Genomic DNA, 22,938 nt, shown 5'->3' with positions numbered 1-22,938 from the left:
TCAGGTTTTGACGCGCACGCCACCGCTGCACGAGACCTGAGCGACGATCCGCATGATGCCCCCGCGACACATTTGGTTGTGAAAATGTGATCTGCGTCACATTTTTGTCGGAATTTAAGCGATAATGTCTGCTCGCTTTTCCGGTCGAGTTCGCTTGACAGAGAAGGGCGCACATTCTTTGTCAATCGGATCCCGATGAATACCAAACTCTTCAACAAGAAAAACGAGATCGAACAGGTCCTGCTCACTTTCAAGAGCACGTTCTGGACCGTCGGCACCTTCAGCGCCATCATCAACTTCCTGATGCTGGTGCCCTCGCTGTACATGCTGCAGGTGTACGACCGCGTGCTGGCCAGCCGCAATGAGCTCACCCTGGTGATGCTGACCGTGCTGATGCTGGGCGCCTACCTGCTCATGGTCGGCCTCGAACTGGTGCGTTCCTATGTGCTCGTGCGGGTCGGCGCCAAGTTCGACATGCAGATGAACAAGCGCGTGTACACCGCCGCCTTCGAGCAGAACCTGAAGCAGGCCGGCGGCAACGCCGGCCAGGCGCTGAACGATCTCACGACCATCCGCCAGTTCCTCACCGGGAACGGCCTGTTCGCCTTCTTCGATGCGCCCTGGTTCCCGATCTACCTGATCGTGATCTTCATGTTCTCGCCGGCGCTGGGCTTTTTCGCGCTGGGCGGCACCCTGGTGCTCGTGGTGCTGGCCTATGTCAACGAGCGCGTCACCAAGAAGCCGCTGACGGAAGCGAACAAGCTGGCGATCAGCTCGAGCACGATGGCGACCAACAACCTGCGCAACGCCGAAGTCATCGAGTCGATGGGCATGCTGCCGAACCTGATCCAGCGCTGGTTCATGACCCATGGCCGCTTCCTGCAGCTGCAGGCGGAAGCCAGCGAGAAGGCCGCCAAGGTGGCGTCCGCGACCAAGTTCGTGCAGGTTTCGCTGCAATCGCTGGTGCTGGGCTTCGGCGCGCTGCTGGTCCTGGAAAACAAGATGACCCCGGGCATGATGATCGCCGCCTCGATCCTGGTCGGCCGCGCGCTGGCGCCGGTGCAGCAGGTGATCGCGGTGTGGAAGTCCTGGGGCTCGACCCGCAATGCCTACGAGCGCCTGACCATGCTGCTGGAGACCAATCCGGCGCGCGAAGCGGGCATGCCGCTGCCGAAGCCGCAGGGCATGCTGACCGTCGAAGGCGTCACCGCCGGTCCGCCGGGCGCCAAGAGCCCGATCGTGAAGAACGTCAGCTTCGGCATCGTGCCGGGCGACGTGCTGGGCGTGATCGGCCCGAGCGGTTCGGGCAAGTCCACGCTGGCGCGCCTGCTGGTGGGCGTGTGGCCGGCGGCGATGGGCAAGGTTCGCCTCGACAATGCCGACATCTACCACTGGAACAAGGGCGAGCTGGGGCCGCACGTCGGCTACCTGCCGCAGGACATCGAGCTGTTCAGCGGCACCATCGGCGAGAACATCGCCCGCTTCGGCGAAGTCGATGCAGAGAAGGTGGTGCTGGCGGCCAAGCGCGCCGGCGTGCACGACATGATCCTGCACATGCCTGAGGGCTATGACACCAAGCTGGGCGACGGCGGCGCCGGCCTGTCCGGCGGCCAGAAGCAGCGCCTCGGCCTGGCCCGCGCCATGTATGGCGACCCCTCGCTGATCGTGCTCGACGAGCCGAACTCGAACCTGGACGACGTCGGCGAACAGGCCCTGGTGCAAGCCGTGGTCGACCTGCGCCAGCGCGGCAAGACCATCGTCCTGATCACCCACCGCACCACCGTGCTGGGCGTGACCAGCAAGCTGCTGCTGATGCGCGACGGCGCCGTACAGGCCTTCGGCGCGACCAATGAAGTGCTGGGTGCGCTGCAGGAAGCCAACAAGAAGCTGCAGGCCCAGCAGCAGGCCCAGCAGCAAGCTGCTGCCCAGCAGGCCGCCGCCCAGCAGGCCGCCGCCCAGCAGGCCGCGGCACAGCAGGCGGCACAACAGCGCGCGCAGGCCGAGGCCAGCGCGAATGCGGCTACCGGAGAGACCAACCAATGAAATTGCTTAAAAGTGAAACCACGGACGTCGTCTCGCACGAGGTGACGCCGCTGGAAGTGAATACCGACGCGCGCCGCTATGCGCGCTTCGGCTGGATCGTGGTGGTGATCGGCTTTGTCGGCTTCATGCTGTGGGCCACCACCGCGCCGCTCGACAAGGGCGTGCCGCTGTCTGGCACTGTGTCGAAGGAATCGAACCGCCAGGCCGTGCAGCACCAGGTCGGCGGCACGGTGCAGGAAATCCTGGTCAAGGATGGCGACGTGGTCAAGCGCGGCCAGGTGCTGGTGCGCATGAACCCGGTCGTGGCCCGCTCGGCGGTCGAGATGACCGACGCCCAGTACCTGTCCGCCCGCGCCAGCGAGGCGCGCCTGCTGGCCGAGATGGGCAACCGCAGCGGCATCGCCTTCCCGGAAGAACTGACCAGTCGCCGTGGCGAGCCGCGCGTGGCCGAGATGATGCGCCTGCAGGAGCAGCTGCTGCAGTCGCGACAGATCGCGCTGCAAAGCGAACTGTCGAGCGTCAACGAGACCATTGCCGGCCTCAAGCTGCAGATCCGCGGCCTGGAAGAATCGCGCGACAGCAAGAAGGAGCAGATGGGCTTCCTGAAGGAACAACTGGGCGGCATGCGCGACCTGGCCAAGGATGGCTACGTGGCCCGCAACCGCCTGCTCGAGCTGGAGCGCACCTATTCGCAGCTGGGCGGCCAGATTTCGGAAGACATCGGCAACATCGGCCGTGCCCAGCGCCAGGTGATGGAGCTGAACCTGCGCCGTTCCCAGGTGATGGCAGACTACCAGAAGGAAGTGCGGAGCCAGCTGACCGACATGCGCAAGGAAGCCGAAGCGCTGGCCGCGCGCATGGAAGCGCAGAATTTCGAGCTGCAAAGCGTCGAGGTGAAGTCGCCGGCCGACGGCATCGTGGTGGACTCGGCCGTGTTTACCAACGGCGGCGTGATCCCGCCGGGCTTCAAGATGATGGACATCGTGCCGACCAACGACGCGCTGGTGGTCGAAGGCCAGCTGCCGGTCAACCTGGTGGACAAGGTGCAGCCCGGCCTGCCGGTGGAGCTGATGTTCTCGGCCTTCAACGTCAACACGACCCCGCATATCGAGGGTGAAGTGGTGAAGGTCTCGGCCGACCGTACCGTCGACGAGGCGACCGGCATGCCGTACTACGTGGTGCGCGTGAAGGTGACCCCGGCAGGCGCGAAGAAGATCGCGGCAAACAAGCTGAACGTCATCCCCGGCATGCCGGTGGAACTGTTCGTCAAGACCGGCGAACGCACGATGATGAACTACCTGCTGCGTCCGGTGATCGACCGCATTCCCGCTGCCGTGGGAGGAGAATGAGGGTGCCGCGCATGACCACACGCCATTCCATCCTGCTGCGCGCCGGCGCGCTGGCGGCGGCCCTGGCCGCGGCCGGCAATGCCGGCGCCGTGAGCCTGGAGCAGGCCTACGCGGCCGCGCTCAAGAACGACCCGACCTACCGCATGGGCTACTACGCGAACGAGGCGGCCAGGGAAAACCGGATACTCGGGCGTTCCAACCTGCTGCCGGCCGTGTCCGGCAGCCACAGCGTCAACCGGACCAACCTGGAGCGGGAAACCGACCAGATCATTGGCGGCGTGCCGCGCAAGGGGATCAGCCACCAGAAATACCTGAGCCGTTCCTCGGTGGTGCAGATGCGCCAGCCGCTGTTCAACGTGGAAGCGTGGCAGCGCTACCGCCAGGGCAAGGTGCAGGCCGCCCAGGGCGCCGAGCAGTTCGAGGCCGACGCCAACGAGGTCGCGGTGCGCGTCGCCAGCGCCTATATGGACGCCCTGTTCGCCGAGGACCAGGTGGCGCTCGCCCGTGTGCAGCGCGATATGTACGCCGAGCAGCAGAAGCTGAATGCGCGCGTATTCGAAAAGGGCGAGGGCACCCGCACCGACATGCTGGAAACCCAGGCGCGCCTGGAAGTGGCCGAAGCGGAGCTGATCGAGGCGCAGGACAATGCGCGCACCCAGCGTGAAGTCCTGGAAGGCATCATCGGCGGCCCGGCCGGCGAGCTGGATCGGCTGTCGGCGGACTTCCGCCCGACGCCGCTGTCGCCGGCCTCCTTCGAGGAGTGGCAGAAGCTGGCGCTGGCCAACAACAACGACCTGGCCGTGGCCCGCCTCAACGTGGAGAACGCGCGCCTGGACATCGGCCGCATGAAATCGGGGCACCTGCCGCGCGTCGACTTCGTCGCCAGCTACAGCAAGGGCAACAACGAGACCATCAACACGATCGGCGAGGAAAACATCAACCGCTCGCTCGGCGTGCAGGTGAACATTCCGCTGTACCAGGGCGGCGCCATCAATGCGCAGACGCGCCAGGCGGCCGCCATCTACGAGCGCGCCCGCGCCGAACTGGATGTGCGCAGCGACAAGGTCACAGTAGAACTGCGCCGGGCGCACAGCCAGGCCCAGAGCAGCGTGCGCAAGATCGATGCACTGGTCAAGGCGGTCGAGGCGGCCAAGCTCCTGATGACGGCTACCGAGCAGAGCATCAAGGGCGGCGTGCGCATCAACCTCGACCTGCTGGCCGCTCAGGAGCAATTGTTCACCAGCCAGCGCGACCTGGCCCAGGCGCGCTACACCTACCTGCTGGCGAACCTGCGCCTGCGCGGACTGGCCGGCAATATCGGCAACCAGGACATCCGTGCGCTCGCGGCCTACTTCCAGCGCTGATGCCGGCGTTGCAGCGTGTCACCACGGTCTGGGTGGAAACCGAAGACCGGCTCCGGCTGACGGGCGAATGCGCGGACGGCGCGCTGGTGTGCCTGTGGCTCACCCGCCGCCTGTCGGACCGCTTGCTGCCTGTGCTGCTGGATTGGCTGGACGGGAATGCGCATGACGATGCCCGCGCGTCCCTGATGCAGGAATTCGCGCAGGAGGCCGCGCGCGGCGCGCTGGCGCCCCAGGCGGCCGTGCCGGCCGGCTCCGGCGACACTGTACTGGTGCAGGCCGTGACCGTGGCCAGGGGAGCGCATGCGCTTGCACTGACGTTCCGGGCCAGCGAGGCGCCGGACGATGCGAGGGCGTGGGACTTCAGCTTCGAACAACAGCCGCTGCGGCAGTGGCTGGCCATCATCCACGACCAGTACCGCAATGCCGAATGGCCGATGGATCTGTGGCCGGCATGGATAGCCGTGACGACGGCGCAAGGGGCGGCGGCGCTGCACTGAGCTGCTACGGGATGGGCAGCAGGGCCGGCTTCGCCGCCATCTAGCTTGTCTCCCTGCTACCACATCTTGCACGCCGGTAAGCCGGCCGACTTACTGTCGTGTGCAGCATTTACTTTCTGATACGCATGTTTTTAGCGCGCAAAAGCGTCCGCTCACGCGCGCCAACTCATCCGCTGGAACCCGCATGGCTGCTCATTTTGGCGGCATTTCAGCGGTCTGCCGCATGCCACGAAAACCGCCTACTTTGCCATTCCGACGAGAAATAAATTTCTGTATGTAATTGATTTAATTGAAGAAATTACCTGCGCACGGCTGAGTAAAAAGCGACCTTGTTCCTTTGGTTACGGTATATTTTCATTACCAATTTGATGAGGAGGCCGTGATGGCAACTGATTATGTGAATGAAGTACAAAAACTGTATGTGGCTTATTTCAGCCGTCCAGCTGATCCGACCGGCCTGGCTTTCTGGGTGGGCCAGATGCAGACCGATCCGAATGCCTATCAAAACATTGCACAGGCATTTTCCGCTTCGGCGGAATACCAGGCAACCTACGGCGGCAAGGACAATCGCGCGCTGGTGACAGAAGTGTATGACAACCTGTTCAATCGTGCAGGTGACGAAGCCGGCATGCAGTTCTGGATCAATGCACTCAACAACGGCTCGCTAACTATTGGTAATGTCGTGACCGGCATTGCGTCAGGCGCCCAGAACAACGACCGCGTCGCATTCAACGCCAAGGTCGGCGTATCGACCCTGTTCACCAACCGTATCGATACCGCCGCCGAACGCAGCGCCTACCAGGGTACGGCCGTCAATATTGCGATCGACTACATTTCCAAAGTAACGAGCCTGGAAGCCGGCGCGACCTACTCGCAGCCGGGCCTGATCGATGATGCGATTGCCAAGATCGTTGGTACGCCGACCGGTATGGGCTTTGACGATATCGCCTTTGTCTGAAATTTTATTTCAGAATAGTACGGTTTTTGAAATATTATGAGGGGAGACGGTTCGCCATGCAGGCGAGACCGGTGAAGCATCCGAAGCTGCACAAGGACGCGGCATGGCGCAGGTAGCGTACTGGCGCGGCAGAATCAGCCGAGGCTTCGGAAGAAGGGCGTGCTAAGGGGAGGGCGGCGCAGTCCGGCCCTCCTGCTGGCTTACCAGGTCGCCGGTTCCTGGCCGCCATGTGCGGCCTGCGCACGGCCAGCATCATCCTTGCCTGCGCAATGCGGGCACGATACCCCTGGAACATACTCCTGAGCGAGCTGCTGGCGCGGCGTCACCACGGCGCGGCAGGCGAAGCACTGCGTGGTTTCGGTCGGCTCGAGCTTCGGGTTGAGCGCCGTGCGATAGTCGAACACGAAGCAGTCGCCCTGGTAATGGTCGCCGCCGACCTCCTCGAAATACTTCAGGATGCCGCCGTCGAGCTGGTAGACGCGCTCGTAGCCGATGTCTTTCATGTGGATCGCGGCCTTCTCGCAGCGAATGCCGCCGGTGCAGAAGGTCACGACCGTCTTGCCGGCCAGCTCATCCTTGTGGCGGGCCGCCACCTCCGGAAATTCGGTGAACTTCTCGATGCGGTAGTCGAGCGTGTTCTGGAAGGTGCCGACGTCGACTTCGAAAGCATTCCGGGTTTCCATCATCACCACCGGCACGCCCTCGTCGTCGTGGCCCTGGTCGAGCCAGCGCTTGAGCGTCTTCGGATCGACCGAGGGCGCACGGCCGAGTTCCGGCTTGATGAGCGGCATGCGCATGGTGATGATTTCCTTCTTGATCTTCACCAGCATGCGCTTGTGCGACTGTTCGCTCGAGATGCTCTCCTTCCACTCGAGGTCGGCCAATCTGGCGTCGCTGCGCACCCAGGCCAGGAAGCCGTCGATCTGCTCGCGCGGACCGGACACGAACATATTGATGCCTTCCGGCGTCAGCAGGATCGTCCCTTTCAGGCCGAGCTCGTTGCACAGCGCCTGGTAGGCCGGACGCATGTCTTCGAGATGATCGAGGGTGACGAATTTGTAAGCGGCGATATTGACGTGCATGGCTGCGAGAAGAGAAAAACGGTGAGGACAGCCGGCTATTATAAGGCAGCCGCCGCTTCAGGGGGGCAAGCGCTACGGACCTTGTCGGAGAATCGGTCACGCGGCATTTGACCATTTGTTAAACGCATTTTTTTTCTAATAATCAATCTATAATAGTTGGTATCTCCCTTGGCCTACGACACCCATGAAACCGACCCAACTGTACGCTACACGATTGATCGGCACGATGATGATGCTGGCCGTGCTGAGCGCATGCGGTGACGGTCAGGTGCAGGGCAGTACTGTCGCCCAGTCGGCAACCAGGGCGAGCGTACAAAGCCTGGCTGCACCCGTGGCGGCAAACTACCTGCCGCTCCTGCAGCGGATTTATGTCGCCTACTTCGGCCGGCCGGCGGACCCGGCCGGCCTGGCGTTTTTTGCGAATGCCTATGCACAAGCCGGTGCGCCGACCGAAGTCGCCGGGATGTATGACGCCTACAACGCCAAACCCGACATTCGTATTCTCGTCGATAATTTCGGCACCAGCGCAGAGTCTTCCATTCTCTACCCTGGAGATAACAGGGCCTTCGTCAACGCCATCTACCGCAATCTCTTCAATCGCAACGCAGACGCGGGGGGCCTGGATTTCTGGGCCGGCAACATCGACAAGGGCGCAATGACGCGCGGCGTGGCAGCCCTGGCAATCATGGCAGGGGCGGGACAGGCCGACCGCGACATCATCAACGCCAAGATCATGGCGGCGGATCTATTTACGCAATCGCTGAACACCCCACTTGCTGCGAGCAGCTACACCGGAGAGAATGCCTCGGCGACCGCACGCAGCCTGCTGGCCGACGTCGGCTCAGGTATCACTCCCAGCGCCGCTCAAGGGCTTGTCGATGCAACGGTTTCCCAGCTCGTGGCCACTGTGGACAAGCCGGGCATTTACCTTCTTGCCGGAAGCCTTGGCGGCATGGGCACGGTCGACGGCACTGGCGATCGGGCACGGTTTGCATTTTTTGAGGTCGGCGGGGTCGCTTTCGACGAGAGCGACAATATCTACATGACCGATCATACTTCGGGCACTATCCGCCGCATTACTCCATCGGGTGTCGTCACCACGATTGCCGGCCTCGGAAATGACGCCCGCTCGGTAGATGGTAATCGCAGCACGGCGCGCTTATCGCAACCGGGCGGGATCGTGCGCGACGCTGCCGGCAATCTGTATGTCACCGAATGGAACACCCACCGTATCCGCAAGATCGACCCTGCAGGGAACGTCACGACGCTGGCCGGCTCTTCGCGCGGCGCTGTCGACGCGCAGGGTGCCGCCGCACGCTTTTTCTCGCCCTGGGCGATCGCGATGGACGCAAGCGGTACCCTGGTCGTATCGGAGGCAGGCAATTTTGCGCTGCGCAAGGTGACTCCGGATGGAACGGTCACTACCTATGCAGGCAGCAAGACCGAACAGGCTTATGTGGATGGCAGCGCGGCCAACGCCCGGTTCAACCAGGTGAATGGTCTGGTGTTTGGACGCGATGGCACGCTGTATGTGAATGACCGGGGAAACGCGGCGATCCGAAAGATCGATACGCTTGGCAGGGTCAGCACCGTCGTGAAGGGAATCACAGGTAGCGGCCTTGCCCTCGATGGGGAGGGCAATCTGCTCGTCATTGGAGGCGCGCACGGTATCAAGAGGATCAGCGGCGCAAACGGCAATAGCCCAACCGTCACGCTGTTGACAGGCGTCGACAGCGGCGATTTCGGCTACCGCCAGCAGCGCGATGGTGTGTTTGGGGTCGCTGAGCTGGGCAATGCCGTAGCACTCGGCGTGGCCGAGAGCGGCCTCGTCTATTTCGCCGACCAGGCGACAGTGCGCGTGATGGATCGGAGCGGCGAAGTGCGCACGCTCGCGGGCCGGACCTGGAAGCTGGGCCGAGCCGACGGAGCGGGCCGACAGGCCGCCTTCTCTTATATCGATGCAGCCACGACCGATAAGCATGGCAGCTTGCACGTGCTGACTGGTAGCGATCTGGTCAAGGTCAGTGCAGGCGGCCTGGCAACGACGCTCCCGGTCCGGCGCACGCAGCCCGAGTCGTTGATGGGGCGCGACATTTCCGCCATGCTCGTTTCTGCCGATGCCTTGGCCCTGGACCAGCATGGGAATGCCTACATTTCGGAAGCCCCCAGCCGCATCGTGAGGCGCACCCCATCGGGCGAGCTGCAGCTATTCGCCGGCAAGCTTGGCGATCTTGGCAAGGTGGACGGCGTGGGCGAGCAGGCGCGCTTCGAGAACATCGTCGATGTGAAAATCGACGCCCAGGGAAATGTGCTCGTGCTGGAGCAGTACTACGGTTCCGCGCCTGGGGTAGGCTTGCGCAAGCTCACTCCTGCCGGCGTCGTCAGCACGATCATCCTCGACGCTCCCGGAAGGACGACGGGATTCGTGCTCGACGGTGCCGGGAATGCCTATTATGCGGACTCGACCGGACATGTCATCCGCAAGATATCTCCGCAGGGCGTCGTTTCGGTCTTCGCCGGCAGTGGCGTCGCTGCCTATCTGGATGGCCCGGCTGGAAGCGCGCAGTTTCATACTCCTACGCTCCTGGCACGGGACCCGGACGGCAACCTGTATGTCCTCGGCAAGGAGGGTGTCCTGCGCAAGATCGATCCGGCGGGTCAGGTGAGTTCGGTTGCCGGCACGGCCTTCCAGATCGGTGACGCGGAATCTCAGCCACTTCCAGGCATCTTGCCACTGGGTGCACAGTTACACTGGATGGGCTCGAAGCAGCTCGTCCTGGCAACGTATGCCGGCGTTTTCAAGATTGTTCTTCCGTGAGTTTCTTGAGCTAGTTTCAGCTGCTAAAGCTGATTGGGGCACCAGGTTCCACAGTAGAATGTTGGAATGATAAAGACAGGCCTTGTCCATACAATAACAGGCCGACCCACCCATGCATTCGCTGAACATCCAGTACAACCCCCGGCTCGACCAGCTGCGCTGGCTCGCCGCCACCCTGGTCTTCCTGTTCCACTTCCATCTCGAATACGCCGGCAACGGCGGCATCCGGCTGGGAGGACCGTGGACGGCGCTCATCACCGAAGGGCATACCGGGGTCGGCCTGTTCTTCACGCTGTCGGGCTTCCTGTTCATGCAGATCGCCCTGCACCAGCACGGGGCGGGGCGCGAGATCGTCTACCGCGACTTCCTGCGCAACCGGGTACTGCGCATCCTGCCGCTGTATCTCGTGATTTTCCTGGTCGCCACCTCGATCGGGCGCGACAAGTTCGCGCCCCAGGACCTGCTCTACCTGTTCGCTTCCAACCTCGGGCTGGCCCCCACCTCGGGCACGGTGATCACCGGCGCCGCCTGGACCATCTCGCTGGAATTCCTGTTCTACCTGGTCTTCCCTTTCCTGGCCCGCTTCACGCTCGAGCGCGGGATCGCCTACCTGGGCGGCTGGCTGGTGCTGATGGCCTTCTTCAAGGTGGCCGCGTACACCGTCAACGACAACAGCACGCTGATGTACTTCAGCACCTGGGTCGGGCGCTTCGACCAGTTCCTGATCGGCATGGCGGCGGCCATGCTCTACCGGCGCTGGCAGCCGCAGCTGGCGCGCTTCGCCCCGCTGCTGCTGCTCGCCAGCATCGCCCTGGTGATGTGGAATACCGCCCTGATGCACCGCGTCGCCCCCTTCGGCGCCGTGCCCAAGTCCTCGTTCTGGATCTACTGGTCGATGCTCGAGAGCGCCGGCTGGGCCGCGCTGATCCTGGCCTGGGTCAGCTTCGCGCCGCGCCTGCCGGGGCCGCTCGAGCGGGCGCTGGGCCAGGGCGGCAAGGTGAGCTTTTCCTTCTACCTGCTGCACATGGGCCTGCTGCACATCTTCGCCGCCCGCATCGGGGTGGTGGCGCCGACCGGCCAGCCCTGGCTGGACGCGGCCATCATGCTGGCGGTGGCCTACGGCGCCACCTGGGCGCTGTCGACGCTCAGCTACCATATCGTCGAGGAGCCTTTCCTGCGCATGCGGCGCAGCTATGGGGCGGGGCGCACGACTGCCGTGGCCACGGTGTCGTAGGGTGGGCGGCTATGCCGCCCACGCGGTGATCGTTGCCGGCTCCGATTTCGTGCCGGATGATCTTGCAGCAAACTATCACCGCGTGGGCGTTCGTACATCAGGCCACTGGCCTGATGTACCCCGCCCACGCTACGAAACTCCGTTTTCGGCTATGATGTCCGGCACATTTACTGGACGGTGAACGCAGACGATGGAGTACTTGACGCTGGCAGGCAAGGGCATGCTCGACTATGGATGGCGCATCCTGACCGCCTCCATGATCCTGCTCGCGCTCGAACTGGTGTTCGGCTGGAACAAGTATTCGCTCAAGTCGCGCCTGCGCGGCGCCATGTTCTGGTTCGTCTACATCGTCATCACCGTGACCCTGCTCACGGTCTTCAACGCGCTGTGGAACCGCCTCGGCGTGCAGCCGCTGGTCATCATCAGCCTGGGCGAATATTTCGCTTCCGATAACAAGTTCATCACCGTGCTCGGCTGGATTGCGGCGCCGGTCCTGGCCGTGCTGGCAAGCGACTTCTTCTATTACTGGTTCCACCGCGCCCAGCACACCTGGGCCTTCCTGTGGGCCTTCCATGCGGAGCACCATGCGATCCGCGAGATGAGCGCGTGGAACAGCAATCACCACTGGACCGAAGAGATCTTCCGCATTCCCTTCATCATCATCCCGATGAGCCTCCTGATCCGCGTCGATCCGGGCTTCGTGCCGATCGTCGCCTGGCTCCTGATCGGCGCCCAGGGCCAGTACATCCATTCGCACACCAAGCTATCGCTGGGGCCGCTCCGCTACATCGTGGCCGACAACCGCTTCCACCGCATCCATCACTCGGTGGAAAAGCCGCACTGGAACCGCAACTTCGGCTCCTTCTCCTCGGTCTGGGATACGGTGTTCCGCACCGCTTACTTCCCGAAGAAAAACGAGTGGCCGGACACCGGCCTCGACGAACACGACGAGGCCCGGAACCTGCGCGAATTCCTGTTCCGGCCCTTCCAGAAACTGCGCAAGAAAGCCAGTACCACGGCTTGAATTCCACCGTGGCGCGGTGCCTTTTGACAACATCGTATCGCGCCGTCCGATGTAAAATGCAGGGATGACTTCCCCGACTTTTACCCACCTGCGCGTCCATTCCGAATACTCGATCGTCGACGGCCTCGTGCGCATCGACGACATCGTGGGCGCCGCCGCCAAGGACAAGCAGCCGGCGCTGGCCGTGACCGACCTGGCCAACATGTTTTGCCTGGTGCGCTTCTACAAGGCGGCGCGCGGGAAGGGGATCAAGCCGATTGTCGGCGTGGACGCCTGGATCACCAACGACGAGAACCGCGACAAGCCCTCGCGCCTCCTGATCCTGGCCAAGAATCGCACCGGCTACCTGCAACTGTGCGACCTGCTGTCGAAAGCCTGGCTCACCAATCAATACAAGGGTCGGGCCGAGTTCCGCGCCGAATGGCTGGAAGCGCTGGCCACCTCCACCTCCACCCTCGAGCCGGACGTCGACCAGGCCAATGCCCTGATCGTGCTGTCGGGCGCCTGCTTTGGCGACGTTGGCCAGGCCATCGACCAGGGCGACATCGAGCGCGCGGAACGTGCCGCCCAGCGCTGGGCGCGCATCTTCCCGGGCCACTTCTACATCGAGATCCAGCGCGCGGGCCAGCCCAACCAGGAGCAGGGCGTGCGCCACTCGGTAGCGCTGGCGGGGCGCCTCGGCCTGCCGGTGGTGGCGACCCACCCGGTGCAGTTCCTGAACAAGGACGAATTCATCGCCCACGAGGCGCGCGTCTGCATCGCCGAGGGCGAGATGCTGGCCAATGCCAAGCGGGTGCGCCGCTTCAACGAAGCCATGTGCTTCAAATCGCAGGAAGAGATGGCGATCCTGTTCGCCGACCTGCCCGGCGCGCTCGCCAACTCGGTGGAAATCGCCAGGCGCTGCAACGTCACCCTCACGCTGGGCAAGCCGCAGCTGCCGGACTTCCCGACCCCGGACGGGATGAGCATCGACGATTTCCTCGTGTCGGAGACGAAGAAGGGCCTGGAAGAGCGCCTGGTCCAGCTGTACCCGAACGAAGAACAGCGCGAGAAGGAGCGCCCGCGCTACGAGGCGCGCCTCGAGTTCGAGAACCAGACCATCATCAAGATGAAGTTCCCGGGCTACTTCCTGATCGTGGCGGAGTTCATCCAGTGGGGCAAGAACAACGGCGTGCCGATCGGCCCGGGTCGCGGCTCGGGCGCGGGTTCGCTGGTCGCGTATGCGCTCAAGATCACCGACCTCGACCCGCTCAAGTACAACCTGCTGTTCGAGCGCTTCCTGAACCCGGAACGCGTCTCGATGCCCGACTTCGACATCGACTTTTGCCAGGAAAAGCGCGAACTCGTCATCCAGCACGTAAAAGATTTGTATGGACGTGATGCAGTATCGCAGATCGCCACCTTCGGCACCATGGCCGCGAAAGGCGCGATCCGCGACGTCGGCCGCGTGCTCGACTTCGGCTACAACTTTTGCGACGGCATCTCCAAGCTGATTCCGTTCAAGCCGGGCAAACCGGTCTCGATCGCCGAGGCGATCGAAGAGGAACCGCTGCTCAAGGAACGCCTCGAGAACGAGGAAGAGGTCAAGCAGCTGCTCGACCTCGCGCAACAGGTCGAAGGCATCACGCGCGGCATCGGCATGCACGCCGGCGGCGTCCTGATCGCGCCGGGCAAGCTGACCGACTTCTGCCCGCTGTACACCCAGGGCGGCGACGCCGGCGTCGTCTCGCAGTACGACAAGGACGACGTGGAAGCCGTCGGCCTGGTGAAGTTCGACTTCCTGGGCCTGACCACGCTCACCATCCTCGACCGCGCGGTGAACTATATCCGCGCGCTCGATCCGCAGGATGCCGGGTTCAACCTGGAAACGCTGCCGCTGAACGACCGGCCCTCGTACAAGCTGCTGTCCGACGCCAAGACCGTCGCGATCTTCCAGCTTGAATCGCGCGGCATGCAGGGCATGCTGAAGGATGCGCGTCCCGACCGCTTCGAGGACATCATCGCGCTCGTGGCGCTGTACCGTCCGGGCCCGATGGACCTGATCCCCGACTTCTGCAAGCGCAAGCACGGCGAGAAGTTCGACTATCCGGACCCGCGCACCGAATCCATCCTGTCCGAGACCTACGGCATCATGGTCTACCAGGAGCAGGTGATGCAGATGGCGCAGATCGTCGGCGGCTACTCGCTGGGCGGCGCGGACATGTTGCGCCGCGCGATGGGCAAGAAGAAGGCCGAAGAGATGGCCGAGCACCGCGAGATCTTCCGCGCCGGCGCCGCCAAGGACGGCTTGAGTACCGAGAAGGCCGACGAGATCTTCGACCTGATGGAAAAGTTCGCGGGCTACGGCTTCAACAAGTCGCACGCGGCCGCCTATGCGCTGCTGTCCTACCACACGGCCTACCTCAAGGTGCACCACACCGCCGCGTTCATGGCAGCCAACATGTCGCTGGCGATGGAAGACACCGAGAAGATCAAGATCCTGGTCGAGGATGCGAAGGAAGTATGCAAGCTCGTGATCCTCCCGCCGGACGTCAACGAATCGCACTTCCGCTTCACCCCGGAAGGCCAGCCTCGCTCGGTGACGGGCAAGCAGGTCTCGAACATCCGCTACGGCCTGGGCGGCGTGAAAGGCGCGGGGCAGGGAGCGATCGAGGCGATCATCGCCGCGCGCACGGAAGGGGGCAAGTTCAAGGACCTGTTCGACTTCTGCATGCGTGTGGACCGCAAGCAGATCAACCGCCGCACCATCGAATCGCTGATTCGTGCGGGCGCGATGGACGCATTCGGGGTCGATCGTTCCGTGCTGCTGGCAACGGTCGGCTTCGCGATGGAAGCGGCGGGCCAGGCTGCGGCCGCCGCCAACCAGGTCAGCCTGTTCGGCGGCATTGACTCCGACCTGGTGGCCCCGCCCGAGTACGTCAAGGCGATCCCGTGGACCGACCGCCAGAAGCTGGCCGAAGAGAAGACCGCGCTCGGCTACTACCTGTCGGGCCACATGTTCGACTCCTATGCAGCCGAGGTGCGGCGCTTCGCCAAGACCAAGCTGAAGGACCTGGAACCCTCGCGCGACCCGCGCATGCTGTGCGGCGTGATCACCGGCGTGCGCACCCAGATGACCCAGCGCGGCAAGATCCTGATCGTGGCCCTGGACGACAAGACCGGCGTGGTCGAGGTGACGGTCTACAGCGAGCTGCTGGAGCAGAACAAGAACATCTTCAAGGAGGACGAATTCCTGCTGGTGGTCGGCAAGGTGTCGGAAGACCGCTTCAACGGCGGCCTGCGCATCACGGCCGAGAAGGCCTACGACATCGCGCAAGCGCGCATCCAGTACGGCTTCAAGCTGGAAATGGACGTGCCTTGCGACCTGAATCCCGCCAGGCTGGCCGAGGTCTTGCAGCCGCACCGCATGCAGGACGGCATGCCGGTCAGCCTGCGCATCAAGCCGCAGGGCGTCGAAGCCATTCTGCAGCTGGGCGACGACTGGCGCGTGGCGCCGTCGGATATGCTCAAGCAGCAACTGGAGCTCAGCTTGGGGGCGAAGGATGTGGCGGTGGAGTACTGATCCGCGCTGCGCCCATGAAAAACGCCCGATGCACGCATCGGGCGTTTTCACGTGAACGCGCTGCTCAGGCGCGCATTACGCGGCGGCGTGCCGCCAGGCCGAGTGCGCCGAGACCCAGCAGCGCCAGCGAACCCGGCTCCGGCACCGCGCGGATGTCAGAGGTGACGGTGAAGCTGGCGTTGTCGACGTTCAGTCGAAACCCATAAGGGATCGGCGACGCCATCATCTGCAAGTTCACTGCCTTGCCTGAAGACCAGTTTACCGTATTCAGCTTACCGTTCAGCTGGTCGAGCATGGACGGGATATCGCGTAAATCAAAGGTTTGGACGGCCGGTTGATGGCGCCCACCCGCAACCCACGACGACCACAGGAGGTCGCTGCCTTCATACAAGCCCATGAATACGTGATTGAAGCCGGGATCTTCCGGGCCCGTGCCCTGGTCCCAGACACGGGCCGTGGTGGTCAAGCCTGTGATCACGTTGGTTCCCTGCGCCAGGCTTACTTTTGTGACGAGGTAAGGGCCCCATCCACCGCCGTAAAAAGATCCAATGGTGCTGGTCTGGATGACCTCAGCCGAGGCGGGAGCGGCAAGGACGAGAGCGGCGGCAAGGACGATGCCATTGATCAGTTTGGACATATGTCTTCCATCAGAGATAGTTATAATTTGAAATTCTGATTGATCAGAAGCAATTTCTATTCCTGATTGAAAATTTACTTTATTGTCAACAACTTACAAGTGAAGCGTGTCAGAGGGATATCCAAGGTGTAAGGATTTTCGACAGCATCTCTCTTCGCCCTCAGCGTAATACGACTGCTGTCTCGACCACCCGAATATCGTGCATCTGGTGTAAATACGCCTCCAGGTAGCCCTTGTGCGAGGCCCCCACGACCACCAGCATCCTGCTCCCCGGCCGCGGAGTCAGGGCGTCGCGGATATTTGCGGCCATGCGCAGGTTGCGCGTCTCCCAGTAGCCGAGGTACTGGCGCCCGAAGCGCTGCGCGGACGGCTCTTCGAGCGCTGCGCCGAAATCGCTCTCGAAGGTCAGGCGCATCTCCTGCGGCGTGTTATAGGCGCGGTACACCGCCAGCACCTCGTCCGGCGTATCCAGTTTCGCCTGCAAGGCCTCGTGGGTCTTGCGGCGCTGCTGGGTAGCCGGGTTGTTCCATGCCTTTTGAATCGCCTCGCCCCAGGCCTTCTCGTCCGCTACCATGCGGTCGGCCGTGTGGTCGTCCATCGCGAACACCTGCTCGTGGCCGAGGCGCGCAGCCAGGCGGGCGGCGATCAGGTAGCTTTCGTCGCGCCGGTCCTTCAGCTTGCCGAGCAAGTCGACCAGCTTGTCGTCGAGACCGTCCCCTGCGCGGCGTTCCGCCTCGGGCAGGCGCAGCCATTGCACGACCGCCGAGGCGCGCTCGCCGCCGGCCAGGAACAGTGCCGCCAGGCGGCGGCGCTGGCTGGCCGACGGTGTCGCGGGCCAGGAGGCCAGCAGTCGCTCGGCCTGCGCCGTTGCTTCGGGCACGTCCAGGCCGGTTGCCAGCCGGGCCGGCGCCGGATCCCAGCAATAGCTCGTGATCGTGTCCTTGTAGCGGCCCGGGTAGCGGCGTACGTGGTCGCACTGCGCGCCCGACAGCGCCTCGATGCTGATCGCATCCGGCTTCCACCCGGCCAGCCGGTCTTCCAGACCGCGCAGGGTGGCCGGATCGAAGCTCTTCGGGAAGTAGGAGAGATGGGGAGAACCGAGCACCATCACTTCGTTCGCGCGGCCCTTGGCCGGTCCCTTCAGCTTGCCCGGCTCGAAATCCGGTTGGTAAGCCTGGGCAGCGGATGCGCCCGAGACGGCGCTGGCAAGCAGGAATGCAGTTAGTCGACCCACGTTGACTTCCTTTCCGGAAAGTTAAACATCGATCGATAATTGCATGCCGGAACTTGACGGTCAATCTATGCATGTCAGAGCCCGTACGATGCGGACCTGATCGCGCCACCCCTTCCGCTGTCGTATTTTGCCATCGCCCAATGCCGGCTTCGCCATTGGCCAGGCAGGTGCGTTACGATCACGGGTCTGAACAAAGAGGAGCAGTGTTGATCGATCGACGCGATATGCTGGCGCTGGCGGCGGGCGCGCTGGGCACGGCCGCCAGTGGCCACGGTAGCGCACACCAGGGTGGCGCGACCCCGCTGCGTATCGCGACATCCCACCTGCCGCCCCTCGTGCTGGAGCCGGGCGGGAAGCAGGCGGGTGCGCTGCGCGAACTGGTGGAGGCGCTGTGCCGCCGCCTGGATGTCGCCCCGGACCTGGCCTTCGTCCCCTGGCGGCGCGCCCTGTACATGGCGACGACGATGCCGCGGACGGCCGTTTTCCCCCTGACCCGGCTGCCGGAGCGCGAAGCCCGATTCCGCTGGCTGGCGCCGCTCTACAAGGAACACTATATCTTCATGGCGCTGCATGGCAGCGGCTTCGACGTGGAGCGCCCCCGGGACATGACAGGCAAGCGGATCGCGCTGCTGCGCGGGGCGGCGCAGTCCGCCATGCTGGCCGAGCTGGGTTTCCGGCGCCTCGAAGAAGCCTCGTCCATCGACGAGATCCACCGCATGCTGTTGGCAGGCATGGCCGATGCCGTCTTCGGCGAGCGCGCGATCATCCATCGCTCCTTGCGCATGCGCGGGGAAGAAAAGAACTTCCGGCTCAGCCCGTCGCTGCGTTCGACGAGCGCCTGGCTGGCAGGCTCACTCGATTTCAGCGAAGCTGAAGTCGGGCGCTTTCGCGCGGCGATGGCGGAACTGGTCGCGGATGGCGCCCAGCGCAGGATTTTCAGGCGCTACGGTCTCGAGAGCAGCTGAGCGGGCTGGACCGGCCATCGTTCGTTCCGCGCCGTTTATCCGCCGTAAAGACGGGTTTGTCGGAAAGCCCGCGCGGGGCAGGGCGCGGCGCGCTAGTCTGGCGGCATGAAAACGCTCATCCTGATCGCCTCCTTCGCCACCGCGCACGCGGCTGCCGGCCCGTGCATCGAGCGCCTCGTCCCCTACTCGGCCACCATCGCCAAGCCGGAATACCGGCTGGCGCTGGCCGCAGGCGACGGACAACTGCGCTATATCGGCGCGCGTCATTCATCCGACCCGACTGACCCCCAGTTCGCCGACATCGAGCAGCAGTGGAACGCGAAACGGCCCCAGGTCGCCTTCTACGAAGGGCCGAACCGGCCGGTGCCCAGGGACAGGAACGAGGCCATCCGCCAGACCGGCGAATCGGGCTTCGTGCGCTGGCTTGCCGCGCGCGACGGCGTCCCGCTGGCCCGCCTGGAACCGGATCCGAAAGACGAAACCGCCTATCTGCTGCAGGCCTTCACGCCCGAACAGGTGGGGCTCTTCTTCACCCTGCGCGAGGCGTCGCGCCTGCGCGAACGGCGCAACATGGGCGAAGCGGAGATCGCCCACGCCATCGACACCTTGCTGAAACGCGCGTCCGCCATGGGGCTCAGTGCGATTCCATTCAGCAGTTCGCTCGAGGTGGCCCAGGCCTATGGGCGCTACTGGAAGGAGCCGGCGCAGTGGTGGCAGGCGCCCTCGCGCTGGTTCGACCCGAAGCTGGGTTCGGCCGAGACGGGCGGCGTGTTCACCAACGAGGTCAATGCGCGTTCCAGCAGCTTCCGCAACATCACGATGGTGAACCGCCTTGCGGCGGCGGTGCGCGAAGGGAAAACCGTATTCGCCGTGGTGGGCCGCGACCATGTCGCGCACCAGGCCGCGGCGCTGCGCTGCGCGGTGTCCGGCAACTAGGCATGCGTGTCGAGGCCGGCATGCTGTCATGGCGCTGTGGCGGCGCATCCCGCCGGCAGCGCCGCCTCGCCTAGCGGACTTCGGGCAGCGGCCAGGCGGCGCTGACCATGCCGATCATGGCGCCGCCGGCAGACCTTGTCGGCGTCAGCCGCCAGACGGCGATCCTGGCCTTCCAGCTCGGTGAACTGTCGACGCCGATGATCCCGACCTCGGGGATCACGGTCGGCGTGCTGGCGCTGGCGCGCATTTCCTGGCTGGTCTGGGCAAAGTGGATGCTGCCGCTGCAGCTGGCCTACCTCGTGCTCGCGCTGTTGCTGCTGGTGCCGCCTACCCTGATGGATTGGTAGAGGGCCGGCAAGGCAAGCCCGGAGTGTATTTTTGGCCGCCGCCGTGATAGATTTTGAACATTACAATCACCAAAACAGGGGACCACCAATGCAAACGCTTTCCCAGCTCAGGGCCGATTTCGACGAGCGCTCCAGGCGCTCGCTGTCCCTGCCGACCGCCGGCCTGATCGTCTGGTGCATCGTCGGCATACTCGGCTTGGTCCTGCCCCCCAAGGCCGCCACGCTGGCCCTGGTGTTCGCCACCGGGGCGATCTTCCCGGTGGCGATGGCGATCGCGAAGCTGCGCGGAGAGGAGCTGATCGAGAATACGAATCCCCTGGCGAAGCTGATGTTCACCTGCGTCGTGATGGTCAACCTGTTGTGGGCCGTCCACATCCCGCTCCTGATGCAGGCGCCCCAGTTCGTCCCGCTCAGCCTGGGCATGGCGCTCGGGCTGCACTGGATGGTCTACTCCTGGATCATCGACCATCCGCTCGGCTACCGCCACGCAATCCTGCGCACCGCGGGGCTGGTGGCGGTCTACTTCGCGTTTCCCGCCTATGCCGTCAGCGCGTCGGCGGCGGTCGTCGTCGCCGCCTACGCCTTGACCATCGTGGAGATGTGGCGCCGCCCGGGACTGCGTGCGGTTCCGGCCGGCCAGCTCGCCGCCTGAGCGCCAATCCGCCGGTCAGTGCCTAGGCGGCATGAATGCCGGCTCGCCCGCGTGCTCGCGCAGGCCGCGGCTTGCCTGGGTAGTCTTGTTTGCCGCCCGCTCCAGCACCACCCTGCGGTTGCTCGATTCCTCGTCGCGCTTCGCTTCCCGGTGCCACAGGTGCAGCACCTCGGTGGCCATGGCGCCGTCCTTGCGCAGCACTCCGGCGTGGAACAGGCGCACGACCAGGTCGGAATCCTCGTGGCCCCAGCCGACGAAACTCTCGTCGAAGCCGTTGACCTTCTCCAGGTCGGCGCGCCACACCGCCAGGTTGCAGCTCTTGATGCGGCGCCAGCTGAACTTGCGCCGCACGCGGCCGACGTCGGGCCAGCGCAGCATCGTCTGCAGTACCTTGTTCAGGTCGCCGCGCAGGCGGTAGCGCAGGCGTTCGGCGACGCCCAGCCCGGGAAGGTCGAGGTGCTCGCGCAGCACCCGTTCCGTCAGCGCCTGGCTGAGCAGGATGCGGCTGCCTGACACCAGGAAGCCCGGGCGCGCAAGCTGCCGGTGGCGGGCGATGAAGTCGCGCTGCGGCACGCAGTCGCCGTCCAGGAAGATGATATAGTCGCCGGTTGCCGCCAGCGTGCCGCGGTTGCGCGCCATCGCGGCGCGGAAGCCTTCGTCCGGCTGCCATACGTGCGTCAGGCGAACCGGCGCGCGGGAGCGCAGCCGGTCGATGGTGTCCCGCGTGTTGGCAGTCGAGCCGTCATCAGCGATAATGATTTCAAAATTCTTGTCATCCTGCATGAAACAGGCTTCCACGACCGCTTCGAGTGCGTCCGGGCGGTTGTAGGTGGTGATCACGACGGAGATGGTCGGGGTTTGCTGCATGGGATTCCGTTAAAGACACGCGCTCAAGGTTGGCAAGAATATCCCACTAGAACATGAATGAACAATAATCCGACGAAAATCGGGGCGCCGATGCAGCGCGGGATCGGCTTCCTGGTTTTCCTGTTCCCCTTCCTCAGCCTCATCACCCCGTCCGGCATCGGCTTTTCCAGCCTCGTCTTCGTGCTCGTCGCGCTGTGCGTGCCGCGCAAGGCGTGGGCGGCGATGGCGCCGCACTGGCGCGACGTGCGCGAGCTGCGCTGGGTGGTGCTGGCCTTTGCCTATTACTTCCTGCTGGCGCTGGTGTTCGTGCTGGTACGCCCGGAAGCGACCTGGGGCTACCTCGACAAGCCCTCGCGCATGTTCTTCGGCCTGAGCGCCACCCTGCTGGTGGTGCTGGCGCGGCCGCCGCGCGCCACCCTGTGGTGGGGCGTGATCCTCGGCGCGCTCGCCGCGCTGCCCTTCATCGCGTACCAGCGCATCGTCCTCGAGATCTACCGCCCGGGCGGCTGGCTCAACCCGATCACCTTCGGCGACATCGCGCTGTGCCTGGCGCTGGTGGCGCTGGCGGCCGCGATCGATTTCCGCCACAGCACCCGCAGCGCGATCTTCCCGGCCCTCGGCGCGCTGGCCGGGCTGGCGGCGACGCTCCTGAGCGGCACCCGCGGCGGCTGGGTCGCGCTGGTGCTGGCGGCGATCCTGTTCCTGACCTATGCACGGCTGCTGCACAGCCGGCGCGTGCGCCTGCTCCTGGTCGGCAGCTTCGCGCTGTTCGCCTCGACCTTCTTCATTCCGGCCTTCGGGGTGCAGGAACGGGTCGGGCAGGGCATGCACGACGTGCGCACCTGGCTCGACGGCGGCAGCGCCCTGTCCAACATCGGCATCCGCCTCGAACTGTGGAGGGGCGCGCAGCACCTCATCGCCGAGCTGCCCCTGTTCGGGCGCGACCCGCTGAGCGTGCGCGCCGGGCTGCGCGAACTGGCGCAGCAGGGCAGGATCCAGGACGTGGTGCTGCCCTACGAGCACCTGCACAACGACGTGCTGCAGGCCCAGGCCACCGGCGGCGTGTTCGGCCTGCTGGCCTACGCCGGCATCCTGGCCATGCCCTTTGCCTTTTTCGCGCGCACGGTCGGGCAGGGCGTGCGGCGCATCGGGCCGCAATCTTCTCGCCGGTCCATGCCCGAATTCGCCCCGGCGCTGGCCGGCATGCTGGTGGTGCTCAGCTACTTCGGCTTCGGCATGACCGAGGTGATCTTCTGGTCCCTGAAGGGCAGCATGTTCTACGTGCTCATGGTGGCCCTGCTCATGGGCTTCTGCCTGAATGCGAGGGCCGATGCGGATATCGAAACCGAATCAAAAGTGTGAAAGATAA

The 22,938-nt window shown here is 64.3% G+C and carries 17 protein-coding genes and 1 pseudogene; 14 read left to right on the top strand and 4 right to left on the bottom strand.

Going from position 1 to position 22,938, the window contains the following annotated elements; translation table 11 throughout:
- The first annotated feature begins 195 nt into the window (after positions 1 to 195).
- From AC56KL_RS18090 to AC56KL_RS18070, 5 genes are all read left to right on the top strand, one after another.
- Positions 196 to 2,043 (top strand): type I secretion system permease/ATPase, encoded by a 1,848-nt coding sequence (locus AC56KL_RS18090; protein ID WP_497181558.1) that lies wholly within the window; start codon positions 196 to 198, stop codon positions 2,041 to 2,043.
- Positions 2,040 to 3,392 carry an HlyD family type I secretion periplasmic adaptor subunit gene (locus AC56KL_RS18085; RefSeq protein WP_497181557.1) on the top strand — a complete coding sequence of 451 codons (1,353 nt, stop codon included), beginning with the start codon at positions 2,040 to 2,042 and terminating at the stop codon, positions 3,390 to 3,392. Before AC56KL_RS18090 ends, AC56KL_RS18085 begins: the two co-directional genes overlap by 4 nt.
- Positions 3,393 to 3,403: 11 nt before the next feature.
- Positions 3,404 to 4,756 (top strand): TolC family outer membrane protein, encoded by a 1,353-nt coding sequence (locus AC56KL_RS18080; RefSeq protein WP_497181556.1) that lies wholly within the window; start codon positions 3,404 to 3,406, stop codon positions 4,754 to 4,756.
- 8 nt (positions 4,757 to 4,764) lie between these two features.
- Positions 4,765 to 5,253 (top strand): hypothetical protein, encoded by a 489-nt coding sequence (locus tag AC56KL_RS18075; RefSeq protein ID WP_497181555.1) that lies wholly within the window; start codon positions 4,765 to 4,767, stop codon positions 5,251 to 5,253.
- A 382-nt stretch (positions 5,254 to 5,635) separates the two neighbouring features.
- Entirely contained in the window at positions 5,636 to 6,211 is a 576-nt protein-coding gene (locus AC56KL_RS18070; protein ID WP_497181554.1) for a DUF4214 domain-containing protein, read from the top strand.
- A 200-nt stretch (positions 6,212 to 6,411) separates the two neighbouring features.
- Here the strand turns inward: AC56KL_RS18070 and AC56KL_RS18065 are convergent, their stop codons facing one another.
- Entirely contained in the window at positions 6,412 to 7,293 is an 882-nt protein-coding gene (locus AC56KL_RS18065; RefSeq protein ID WP_497181553.1) for a sulfurtransferase, read from the bottom strand.
- A 184-nt stretch (positions 7,294 to 7,477) separates the two neighbouring features.
- Here AC56KL_RS18065 and AC56KL_RS18060 point away from each other — a divergent pair, with 184 nt between their 5' ends.
- From AC56KL_RS18060 to dnaE, 4 genes are all read left to right on the top strand, one after another.
- Positions 7,478 to 10,111 (top strand): DUF4214 domain-containing protein, encoded by a 2,634-nt coding sequence (locus tag AC56KL_RS18060; RefSeq protein WP_497181552.1) that lies wholly within the window; start codon positions 7,478 to 7,480, stop codon positions 10,109 to 10,111.
- A 112-nt stretch (positions 10,112 to 10,223) separates the two neighbouring features.
- A complete protein-coding gene (locus tag AC56KL_RS18055) occupies positions 10,224 to 11,345 on the top strand; it encodes an acyltransferase family protein (protein ID WP_497181551.1) in 1,122 nt (373 codons plus the stop codon).
- Between the two features lie 190 nt (positions 11,346 to 11,535).
- Positions 11,536 to 12,369, top strand: coding sequence for a sterol desaturase family protein (locus AC56KL_RS18050; RefSeq protein ID WP_497181550.1), 834 nt, complete (start codon positions 11,536 to 11,538; stop codon positions 12,367 to 12,369).
- A 64-nt stretch (positions 12,370 to 12,433) separates the two neighbouring features.
- A complete protein-coding gene (gene dnaE / locus AC56KL_RS18045) occupies positions 12,434 to 15,931 on the top strand; it encodes a DNA polymerase III subunit alpha (protein ID WP_497181549.1) in 3,498 nt (1,165 codons plus the stop codon).
- 64 nt (positions 15,932 to 15,995) lie between these two features.
- Here dnaE and AC56KL_RS18040 read toward each other — a convergent pair whose 3' ends face one another.
- Positions 15,996 to 16,568, bottom strand: coding sequence for a PEP-CTERM sorting domain-containing protein (locus tag AC56KL_RS18040; protein WP_497181548.1), 573 nt, complete (start codon positions 16,566 to 16,568; stop codon positions 15,996 to 15,998).
- Positions 16,569 to 16,728: 160 nt separating this feature from the next.
- Positions 16,729 to 17,802: a DUF5694 domain-containing protein gene (locus AC56KL_RS18035; RefSeq protein WP_497181547.1), complete on the bottom strand. Its 1,074-nt coding sequence runs from the start codon at positions 17,800 to 17,802 to the stop codon at positions 16,729 to 16,731.
- Positions 17,803 to 18,008: 206 nt separating this feature from the next.
- On the opposite strand from AC56KL_RS18035, the gene AC56KL_RS18030 reads away from it, so the two are divergent.
- The 4 genes and pseudogenes from AC56KL_RS18030 to AC56KL_RS18015 all read left to right on the top strand — a co-directional run bounded on the left by AC56KL_RS18030 (position 18,009) and on the right by AC56KL_RS18015 (position 20,702).
- Complete coding sequence (locus AC56KL_RS18030) at positions 18,009 to 18,767, top strand: substrate-binding periplasmic protein (protein WP_497181546.1); 759 nt, start codon at positions 18,009 to 18,011, stop codon at positions 18,765 to 18,767.
- Positions 18,768 to 18,872: 105 nt separating this feature from the next.
- Entirely contained in the window at positions 18,873 to 19,703 is an 831-nt protein-coding gene (locus AC56KL_RS18025) for a hypothetical protein (RefSeq protein ID WP_497181545.1), read from the top strand.
- A gap of 89 nt (positions 19,704 to 19,792) precedes the next feature.
- Positions 19,793 to 20,050: pseudogene (locus tag AC56KL_RS18020) on the top strand (YfcC family protein); the annotation flags it as partial.
- An 88-nt stretch (positions 20,051 to 20,138) separates the two neighbouring features.
- Complete coding sequence (locus AC56KL_RS18015; RefSeq protein WP_497181544.1) at positions 20,139 to 20,702, top strand: DUF7010 family protein; 564 nt, start codon at positions 20,139 to 20,141, stop codon at positions 20,700 to 20,702.
- A 15-nt stretch (positions 20,703 to 20,717) separates the two neighbouring features.
- On the opposite strand, the gene AC56KL_RS18010 is transcribed toward AC56KL_RS18015, so the two are convergent.
- The gene (locus AC56KL_RS18010) at positions 20,718 to 21,569 is read right to left on the bottom strand and encodes a glycosyltransferase family 2 protein (RefSeq protein WP_497181543.1); all 852 of its coding nucleotides are present in this window, start codon (positions 21,567 to 21,569) and stop codon (positions 20,718 to 20,720) included.
- 57 nt (positions 21,570 to 21,626) lie between these two features.
- Here AC56KL_RS18010 and AC56KL_RS18005 point away from each other — a divergent pair, with 57 nt between their 5' ends.
- Positions 21,627 to 22,931, top strand: coding sequence for an O-antigen ligase family protein (locus tag AC56KL_RS18005; protein WP_497181542.1), 1,305 nt, complete (start codon positions 21,627 to 21,629; stop codon positions 22,929 to 22,931).
- Positions 22,932 to 22,938: the final 7 nt, after the last annotated feature.

Source organism: Telluria sp. ZB4P34, assembly GCF_059686055.1.
The sequence above is the reverse complement of the archived record's forward strand: the minus strand, read 5'-3'. Positions and strand labels throughout refer to the sequence as shown.

Bases quoted from the DNA above. Each gene is read 5' to 3' on its own strand.
- AC56KL_RS18090 (WP_497181558.1), top strand. From the start codon at position 196: ATGAATACCAAACTCTTCAACAAGAAAAACGAGATCGAACAGGTCCTG.
- AC56KL_RS18010 (WP_497181543.1), bottom strand. From the start codon at position 21,569: ATGCAGCAAACCCCGACCATCTCCGTCGTGATCACCACCTACAACCGC.
- AC56KL_RS18015 (WP_497181544.1), top strand. From the start codon at position 20,139: ATGCAAACGCTTTCCCAGCTCAGGGCCGATTTCGACGAGCGCTCCAGG.
- AC56KL_RS18040 (WP_497181548.1), bottom strand. From the start codon at position 16,568: ATGTCCAAACTGATCAATGGCATCGTCCTTGCCGCCGCTCTCGTCCTT.
- AC56KL_RS18080 (WP_497181556.1), top strand. From the start codon at position 3,404: ATGACCACACGCCATTCCATCCTGCTGCGCGCCGGCGCGCTGGCGGCG.
- AC56KL_RS18060 (WP_497181552.1), top strand. From the start codon at position 7,478: ATGAAACCGACCCAACTGTACGCTACACGATTGATCGGCACGATGATG.
- AC56KL_RS18085 (WP_497181557.1), top strand. From the start codon at position 2,040: ATGAAATTGCTTAAAAGTGAAACCACGGACGTCGTCTCGCACGAGGTG.
- AC56KL_RS18070 (WP_497181554.1), top strand. From the start codon at position 5,636: ATGGCAACTGATTATGTGAATGAAGTACAAAAACTGTATGTGGCTTAT.
- AC56KL_RS18065 (WP_497181553.1), bottom strand. From the start codon at position 7,293: ATGCACGTCAATATCGCCGCTTACAAATTCGTCACCCTCGATCATCTC.
- AC56KL_RS18055 (WP_497181551.1), top strand. From the start codon at position 10,224: ATGCATTCGCTGAACATCCAGTACAACCCCCGGCTCGACCAGCTGCGC.
- AC56KL_RS18005 (WP_497181542.1), top strand. From the start codon at position 21,627: ATGAACAATAATCCGACGAAAATCGGGGCGCCGATGCAGCGCGGGATC.
- AC56KL_RS18050 (WP_497181550.1), top strand. From the start codon at position 11,536: ATGGAGTACTTGACGCTGGCAGGCAAGGGCATGCTCGACTATGGATGG.
- dnaE (WP_497181549.1), top strand. From the start codon at position 12,434: ATGACTTCCCCGACTTTTACCCACCTGCGCGTCCATTCCGAATACTCG.
- AC56KL_RS18025 (WP_497181545.1), top strand. From the start codon at position 18,873: ATGAAAACGCTCATCCTGATCGCCTCCTTCGCCACCGCGCACGCGGCT.